This is a genomic window from Mesorhizobium sp. M8A.F.Ca.ET.208.01.1.1, assembly GCF_004791315.1.
GTDB lineage: Bacteria > Pseudomonadota > Alphaproteobacteria > Rhizobiales > Rhizobiaceae > Mesorhizobium.
The window spans coordinates 1-334 of the sequence record NZ_SRUT01000187.1; the positions used below are offsets into that span (position 1 = coordinate 1).

General features: G+C 63.5%; 1 protein-coding gene. It reads left to right on the top strand.

The window, feature by feature from the left end; translation table 11 throughout:
- On the top strand, positions 1-334 hold a 334-nt coding region (locus EN851_RS34855), incomplete at both ends, for a polysaccharide biosynthesis protein (RefSeq protein WP_189587350.1).

The following is a 334-nucleotide window of genomic DNA, read 5'->3' on the forward strand; positions in this document are numbered from 1 at the left end:
GGCGCATGACCCGCTATTTCATGACGGTGGCCGAGGCGGTCGATCTCGTCATCATGTCGGCCGCCGATGCCGAGCAGCGCCAGGGCTGGGACGACTACGCCATCTATATGCTCGACATGGGCAAGCCCGTGCCGATCCTCGAAGTCGCCGAAACCATGATCCGCATGGCCGGCAAAAGCCCCTACACGGACATCCCGATCCGCTTCACCGGCATCAGGCCCGGCGAGAAGCTGCACGAGGCGCTGCATGGCGAGACCGAAGAGGTCGTCAAGCTCGACATCGCCAAGATATTCGGCCTTAGGGGCGACGTCGTGAAATGGCCCGGGATCGAGGC